This is a genomic window from Chryseobacterium sp. CG10_8, assembly GCF_058117085.1.
The window spans coordinates 1-7,433 of sequence record NZ_JBYVEB010000126.1 but is presented as its reverse complement, the minus strand read 5'-3'; the positions used below and the strand labels follow the sequence as shown (position 1 = coordinate 7,433).

Below are 7,433 nucleotides of genomic sequence, written 5' to 3'. Positions count from 1 at the left end.
TAATTAAAAACATATAAATTTAAGAAATTCTACATAAAATAACGATTCACCTCTGATTATTTTGTTATGATAATAACAAAAAATCTCTTCCTTGTATATTCTGCACCGTAACAACTTTCCAAAATACTCAAAATTTTTCTTCAAGTTTTAATTGCGAATCGATCAGTACAAGCATTGACAAGAGGTGAAAACAAAAAAAAGCGCAACAATCAAATGCTACGCTTTATATTGGTTGTATTTTGGATTATCCTAAAACCTCTTTTACTTTGTTAGCTGCTTCCTCTAAAGTAATCACTGAATGTACTGGAAGACCAGAATTATCAATTAATTGCTTAGCTTCAACAGCGTTAGTTCCTTGTAATCTCACGATCAAAGGCACTGGGAAAGTCCCGAATTCTTTGTAAGCATCAACAACCCCTTGAGCTACTCTATCACAACGTACGATTCCACCAAAAATATTGATTAGGATAGCCTCTACATTTGGATCTTTCAAAATGATTTCAAAAGCTGTTTTTACTCTTGCAGCATCAGCTGTTCCACCAACGTCAAGGAAGTTAGCTGGGTTACCACCTGATAATTTAATCATATCCATGGTTGCCATTGCAAGACCAGCTCCGTTTACCATACAAGCAACGTTACCGTCCAATTTTACGAAGTTAAGTCCAGCTTCACCAGCTTCAACATCCATTGGGTCTTCTTCTCTTGTATCACGAAGTGTAGCCAAATCTTTGTGACGGAACAATCCGTTACCATCCAAAGTTACTTTAGCATCAACTGCTATAATTTTGTTATCAGAAGTTTTAAGAACTGGGTTGATTTCAAAAAGAGACGCATCAATTCCCACATAAGCATTATATAATGAAGTGATGAATTTCAAGAAATCCTTGAAAGCCTCTCCTTCTAACCCAAGATTAAAAGCAATTTTTCTTGCTTGAAATCCTTGAAGACCTAAAGCCGGATCAATTACTTCCTTATGAATAAGGTGTGGAGTAACTTCAGCAACATGCTCAATATCCATCCCTCCTTCAGTCGAATATACAATAGTATTTTTACCCAAAGCCCTATCTAAAAGTACAGAAACATAAAATTCTTTAGTTTCTGATTCACCTGGATAATATACATCTTCAGCAACCAAAACGAAGTTAACTTTCTTCCCTTCAGCCGAAGTCTGAGGAGTAATCAACTGCATTCCGATGATATTTTCTGCGTTTTCTTTTAGTTTATCAAAATTAGGAGAAAACTTCACGCCACCGCCTTTACCACGACCACCTGCGTGTACCTGAGCTTTTACCACCCAACCTTCGCTTCCGGTCATTTCTTTTAATTTATTGGCTGCTTCTACCGCTTCATCCACATTATTTGCAGTGAATCCGCGCTGAATTCTAACGCCGTATTTTTCTAAAATTTCTTTTGATTGATACTCGTGAAGATTCATAATATTGAATTAGATTTAATTTTTTATAAGATTTACAAATTTACAAAAAAGTTAGGAGTTGACGAAGGAAATAAATTATTGAATTTTTCAGTTAATCGGTTATTGAGATTTTCAGTTAACAAGATACCTCATTCTCAAATTCTCTAATTAATACTTCGCACTAATTCTTTTGCAAATTTCAAGATATTCTGGTGGCATTTTGGAGAAGTAATTATTTTCATAATACTCATCAGAATGTGGAATATAGATACTGAACTTCTTCCCTATCGGAATGAGTGGAATAAAAAACATAGTAATATACTTTTTGAAAACCTTAACTTCAGCATTAACCATGAAACCATTTTTATTGACCTTTACGGTTTCTTGCCCTTCTAACTTGGTTGTATTCCAGCGATGAAAAAGAACATTATATCCTATTTTTGGTTGATATTTTTTGACTTTTTAAAGTCTCACTTCTAAAATCAAATATCTAACTTCTTGATTTCACAAAGTAGAAGATCAACAAAGCCCAAGAAATAATCATCATTAGTCCTCCAAGTGGCGTAATTGGTCCAAGAAATTTAAAGTTCATTCCGTTATATCCATTGAAACTCAAAAAGTATATGCTGAACGAAAACAAAAAAACACCAAAAATCATAGAAAGCGAAATCCATTTTTCAATACCAGTTTCAAACTTTAAAATATAGCCAACAATCAATAAAAATAATGCCGCATACATCTGATATTTGACTCCAGTTTCAAAAATTTCGATTTTTTCTGCAGGTAAAATTCTTTTCAATCCATGCGCTCCGAATGCTCCCAAAATAATGGATAACATTCCGTAAACAGCGCCTATTATAAGTGTAAGGTTTTTCATTTTATTATTTTTCGTCATTGCGAACGAAACGAAGTGAAGTGAAGTGAAGCAATCTGTAAATAATTTTCAAAAGATTGCTTCGTCATTCGTCCCTCATTCCTCGCAATGACGAGTTGTTAATTTTTTCTAATTCTTTCTAGTTCCGCAATCACTTCGTGATGGCTTACGGTTTTATCTTTGAAATAGGTTACAAAATGTTGTTTCTCTTCCTCAGTTGCACCAAATTGATTTAAGATATTAAATAAGTGCATTTTCATGTGTCCTTTTTGGATACCTGTCGTCACCAAAGAACGAAGTGCTGCAAAATTTTGCGCCAATCCTGAAACCGCCAAAACACTCATCAATTCTTGTGCAGATGGTTTTCCAAGCAGTGCCAAAGAAAATTTAACTAAAGGATGAAGATTGGTTAAACCACCAACAACGCCTACAGAAATTGGCAAATCAATCCAAAATCTAAAAATTCCGTTATCTGTGGTACAATGTGTTAATGACTTGTATCGACCGTCTTTCGCCGCATACGCGTGTGCACAAGCCTCTGTTGCACGGAAATCGTTTCCTGTTGCAATTACCACCGCATCTACTCCATTCATCACGCCTTTGTTATGTGTTGTTGCACGGAAAGGTTCAATTTCAGCAATGGTTACCGCTTGTTTGAATTTCCATGCGAATTCTTCGGGAGAAATTCCGCTGTCGTCTTTCAAATCTTCGATTTTGCAAGACACTTCTGCTCTCACGATACAATCTGGAGTAAAATTGGAAAGGATATTCATCACCACTTGTAAAGAATCTTTCTCTTCTTGAGTGAAAACTTCGGATTTCTCAACTTCAGCTTTCAATGTTTTTCCAAATTGTTCCAAACATGAATTGATGAAATTTGCGCCCATCGAATCCACCGTATCAAAACTCGCTTTCAACTGATAATAATTCGGCATATCAGCAGTTTTATCAATCAATCGGATATTGAGAATTCCGCCACCACGTTTTCGCATGTTTGCGGTAATATCTTCTGTTGCTTCAAAGAGTTTTTTCTTCAGTTCAAAATTGAAAAAGTGTTGCAACTTGTGAGATTCAACATTTAGAATAAAATGCGTGTGTCCTAATTTTTTGGTGTTGATAATCGTTGTTTTGAATCCGCCTTTATCAATCCAAAATTTAGCAGATTTGGAAGCAGCAGCCACCACCGAACTCTCTTCAACCGCCATTGGAAGTGCTAATAATTTTCCATCAATCAAAAAATTAGGAGCTATACCATAAGGCATATAAAAATTAGAAATCGTGTTCTCCGAAAACTCTTCGTGCAATTTCTGCAAATCAGGATCATTGTTCCAGTACTGTTGCAAAATCTGCTCGTAACTTCTATCGTTACTTAAATATTCGGAAATCAGCCAGTCAATTTTTCGTTGTTTAGAAAGTTTAGAAAACCCTTCAATCGGTTGATGATTCATAGTTCAAAATTTCAAGATTCAAAGATAGGGAAAGATGTTGGAAGTTGGAAGTTGGAAGAGGGAAGTTTGGAGTTGGAAGTTGGAAATATGAAATTTTTATTTTTTATCAAGGGAGATCGACCAATTATAATACAGAATTCACCAATTGAGATGTGCAATTCACCAATTCAACACCATATTTACATACCTTTTTTCTAAATTTAACTTATGAAAAAAGCACTATTAATTTTCTTGACCATCAACGTACTGTCATGTGAAAAAAGCAGCAAAACACAAACGTCAATTTTTGACCTCGATTCTGCAAAAACTTCAACAGAAGCTTCAACTTCACCTTTCATCCATCAAGATAAAAACACCATCAAAGAACGCTTTTCGGCTCCAGAAGGTTATCAATGGATCGAAACTCCATCAAATTCTTTTGGTTACTTTATTGAACATTTTCCGCTTAAGAAATATGGTTCCCCGATTCTGAAATACGATGGAACCCAAATCCAAACTCAAAATCTTCATGAGGCTGTTCTTGATCTCGACACTGGAGTTAAAGACCTTCAACAATGCGCTGATGCGGTGATTAGGATGAGAGCAGAATATCTTTGGAAAAGCAAAAAGTTTGATGAAATTAAATTTCATTTCACCAGCGGAGACTTATTTTCTTGGATTGATTATCAAGAGGGAGTAAGAGCTTTTGTCAATGGAAATTCGGTGTCATTTCGTAAGACCGAAAGTTTTGACAATTCTTACGAAAGCTTTAGAAAATATTTGGATGTCATATTTAATTACGCTGGAACCATCTCTCTTACCAAAGAAACCAATCCGGTCACCAAAAATTCTGATTTAAAAACTGGGGATATCCTCATCACTCCGGGAAGTCCTGGACATGTGGTCTTTATTGCAGGTGTCTGTAAAAACGGACGAAGAGAAAAGTTATATCTTCTAGGACAAGGCTTCACCCCAGCTCAAAGTATTCATGTTCTAAAAAACCCTAATAACACCAATATTTCACCTTGGCACAATTTGGATATCAACAGTCCCGAAACCTCGACTGCAAGGTATAATTTCAACCCAACCAATTTCAGAAGTTTCTAATACTAAATGATAAGGAAAAAAAGTCTTTTATCGATATGATTTTTCGCATAATGTAAAGGTCTCTCGTGTTCTTAAATTTTGTAAATTTGCACGTGAAAATTTTAATGTATGAAAGAAAACACGATAAAAAAGATTGCGGTCTTTACATCGGGAGGAGATTCTCCAGGGATGAATGCAGCATTAAGAGCGGTAGTAAGAACTGCAAATTACCACAACATTGAATGTTTAGGAATCAGAGAAGGTTATAATGGATTAATCAACGGAGATTTCACAAGAATGGGAGCTCGATCTGTTAAAAACATTATCAATCAAGGAGGTACCATCCTAAAATCTGCAAGATCCGAAGAATTCCGTACCAAAGAAGGTCGCCAAAAAGCATATGACCAATGTGTGAAAAATCAAATTGATGCTTTGGTTTGTATTGGTGGAGACGGAACGTTTACCGGAGCAAAAATCTTTAACGAAGAGTTTGGAATCAAAGTAATCGGAGTTCCTGGAACTATTGATAATGATATATTCGGAACTGATAATACTATTGGTTACGATACCGCATTGAATACAGCGATGGAAGCTATCGACAAAATCAGAGATACTTCTACTTCTCATAACAGAGTATTTTTTGTTGAAGTAATGGGTAGAGATGCTGGTTTTATCGCTTTGAATAGTGGTCTTGCAACTGGTGCTTTGGATATCCTTATTCCTGAACGCAAAGATAGTATGGAAGACCTTTATGCTAGATTTGACGACGCTCAAAAAGCTGGAAAATCATCTAGTATTATTGTTGTTGCAGAAGGTGAAAAACTAGGAAGCATCTACGATCTTGCAAAACAAACTAAAGAAAAATATCCAAATTATGATATCCGTGTAACCATCCTTGGACACATCCAAAGAGGGGGTTCTCCTTCTTGTGCGGACAGAGTTTTAGCAAGTAGATTGGGTTACGGTGCTGTAATCGGATTAATGGAAGGGCAAAACAAAGTAATGGTGGGGATGCAGGCTAACAGATTAATCTACACAGCAATCGAGGAAGCCATCAAGAAACACAACGAAATCGATAAAGATTTGCTAGCCATTTCAGAAATCTTAGCAATCTAAAAAAATTAATAAATTCTAAAATTAACTTATTATGTCAACAATCAAAGTAGGAATTAACGGATTCGGAAGAATTGGACGTCTTGTTTTCAGAGCAATGACTGAAAGAGAAAACATTCAGGTAGTTGGAATCAACGACCTTATCAATGCAGAGTACATGGCTTACATGCTTAAATATGATTCTGTTCACGGAGAATTCAAAGGAACTGTTTCTGTAGAAGGAAACGACCTTATCGTCAATGGTAACAGAATTAGAGTAACTGCAGAAAGAGATCCTGCAAACCTAAAATGGAATGAAGTTGGTGCAGAATATATCGTAGAATCTACAGGTCTTTTCTTAGATAAAGAAAGCGCTTCAAAACACTTAGAAGCTGGTGCTAAGAAAGTTGTTCTTTCTGCTCCATCTAAAGATGATACTCCAATGTTTGTAATGGGTGTTAACCACAACACACTTACAGATGATGTTAAGATTTTCTCTAACGCTTCTTGTACAACTAACTGTCTTGCTCCTTTAGCAAAAGTAGTTCACGATAACTTCGGAATCATTGAAGGTCTTATGACAACTGTACACGCAACAACTGCTACACAAAAAACTGTAGACGGACCTTCTATGAAAGATTGGAGAGGTGGACGTTCTGCTCTTAACAATATTATTCCTTCTTCTACAGGTGCTGCAAAAGCAGTAGGGAAAGTAATCCCTTCATTGAACGGAAAATTAACTGGTATGTCTTTCAGAGTACCAACTGCAGACGTTTCTGTAGTTGACTTAACTGTTAGATTAGAAAAGCCAGCTTCTTACGAAGAAATTTGCGCTGCAATGAAAGCTGCATCTGAAGGAGAATTGAAAGGAATCTTAGGTTACACTGAAGAAGCTGTAGTTTCTCAAGATTTCGTAAGCGAAAAAAGAACTTCAGTTTTCGATAAAGATGCTGGAATCATGTTATCTCCAACTTTCGTAAAATTAGTATCTTGGTACGATAACGAAATGGGATATTCTAACAAATTGGCTGACCTTTTGGTACACTCTGCTTCTTTGTAAGAATAGTAACATTACGCATAAACAAGACCTCTCGATTATTCGAGAGGTTTTTTGTTTAATTCTTAGGCAAAGTATCCAGTCCTTTCAGTGCTTGAATCACCGAAAGGGTTTTCGAGAATATGACAAAAGATTCAATAAAATTTCATAATTTTATATAATGAAAGTGGATTGGAGGTTATTTTTGTACTTGGTCTGTGGGTTTATCATTTTTACTCCAATTGGTGCTATTACACATGAACTAGGACACTATATTGGCGGAGAAATCTGTGGCTTAAATTCTAAATTACATTATGGTTCAGTATCTTACTCATATGGGTTTGACGGTCAAATTTTAAACAAAACAGATAGATTATTGAAGTCCTCACTCGGTCCCCTACAGACAATGCTTACAGGAACTTTAGGCTTTGCCTTAATTCTTTTTAATCGAAAATCATTTCTAAGTTCAGTAAAGCTTAATTTTAGGCAATGGCTTTTAATTCT

Annotated in this window: 7 protein-coding genes and 1 pseudogene; 4 read left to right on the top strand and 4 right to left on the bottom strand. The window is 35.7% G+C overall.

Going from position 1 to position 7,433, the window contains the following annotated elements; genetic code table 11:
- Positions 1 to 244: 244 nt before the first annotated feature.
- The 4 genes from sucC to AC4AGG_RS14520 form a co-directional block, all read right to left on the bottom strand.
- Positions 245 to 1,435, bottom strand: coding sequence for an ADP-forming succinate--CoA ligase subunit beta (sucC, locus tag AC4AGG_RS14535; RefSeq protein ID WP_489772738.1), 1,191 nt, complete (start codon positions 1,433 to 1,435; stop codon positions 245 to 247).
- Between the two features lie 147 nt (positions 1,436 to 1,582).
- The gene (locus tag AC4AGG_RS14530; protein ID WP_489772737.1) at positions 1,583 to 1,768 is read right to left on the bottom strand and encodes a hypothetical protein; all 186 of its coding nucleotides are present in this window, start codon (positions 1,766 to 1,768) and stop codon (positions 1,583 to 1,585) included.
- A gap of 136 nt (positions 1,769 to 1,904) precedes the next feature.
- On the bottom strand, positions 1,905 to 2,291 hold the full coding sequence (locus tag AC4AGG_RS14525) for a DUF423 domain-containing protein (protein WP_489772736.1): 387 nt from the start codon (positions 2,289 to 2,291) through the stop codon (positions 1,905 to 1,907).
- Positions 2,292 to 2,407: 116 nt separating this feature from the next.
- Positions 2,408 to 3,736 (bottom strand): hydroxymethylglutaryl-CoA reductase, degradative, encoded by a 1,329-nt coding sequence (locus AC4AGG_RS14520; protein ID WP_489772735.1) that lies wholly within the window; start codon positions 3,734 to 3,736, stop codon positions 2,408 to 2,410.
- A gap of 207 nt (positions 3,737 to 3,943) precedes the next feature.
- Between AC4AGG_RS14520 and AC4AGG_RS14515 the strand changes: the two genes are divergently transcribed.
- The 4 genes and pseudogenes from AC4AGG_RS14515 to AC4AGG_RS14500 all read left to right on the top strand — a co-directional run.
- Entirely contained in the window at positions 3,944 to 4,822 is an 879-nt protein-coding gene (locus AC4AGG_RS14515; protein ID WP_489772734.1) for a DUF4846 domain-containing protein, read from the top strand.
- A 108-nt stretch (positions 4,823 to 4,930) separates the two neighbouring features.
- Positions 4,931 to 5,917 carry a 6-phosphofructokinase gene (gene pfkA, locus AC4AGG_RS14510; RefSeq protein ID WP_489772733.1) on the top strand — a complete coding sequence of 329 codons (987 nt, stop codon included), beginning with the start codon at positions 4,931 to 4,933 and terminating at the stop codon, positions 5,915 to 5,917.
- A gap of 31 nt (positions 5,918 to 5,948) precedes the next feature.
- Positions 5,949 to 6,953, top strand: a complete 1,005-nt coding sequence (gene gap, locus AC4AGG_RS14505) for a type I glyceraldehyde-3-phosphate dehydrogenase (protein WP_489772732.1) — start codon at positions 5,949 to 5,951, stop codon at positions 6,951 to 6,953.
- A 157-nt stretch (positions 6,954 to 7,110) separates the two neighbouring features.
- Positions 7,111 to 7,433 (top strand): annotated as a pseudogene (locus AC4AGG_RS14500) (hypothetical protein); the annotation flags it as partial.